The organism is Chryseobacterium sp. CH21, from assembly GCF_004119445.1.
GTDB lineage: Bacteria > Bacteroidota > Bacteroidia > Flavobacteriales > Weeksellaceae > Chryseobacterium.
This window is the reverse complement of sequence record NZ_QICI01000011.1, coordinates 1-271: the sequence shown is the minus strand read 5'-3', so window position 1 is coordinate 271 and position 271 is coordinate 1. Positions and strand designations below refer to the sequence as shown.

The window sequence follows — 271 nt, the reverse complement described above, 5'->3', positions numbered from 1 at the left end:
GCAATCTGCAATAGATGGTTACGATTTTGGTAATGGCAATTATATCGTTCCTGCAATACTCCTAAAGTATAATAAGGATAAGATCCGTAATGATTATATTGAAAAAGGAGTTATTACAACATTAGATATAGCTACAATATATCTAAGTGGAGGGGCAGCATTGGCTACTAAAGCAATCTGCAATAGATGGTTACGATTTTGGTAATGGCAATTATATCGTTCCTGCAATACTCCTAAAGTATAATAAGGATAAGATCCGTAATGATTATAT

1 pseudogene is annotated in these 271 nt (G+C 32.8%); it reads left to right on the top strand.

What is annotated here, in order from left to right:
• Positions 1 to 205, top strand: a pseudogene (locus BOQ62_RS01170) (hypothetical protein); the annotation flags it as partial.
• Between the last annotated feature and the right edge of the window lie 66 nt (positions 206 to 271).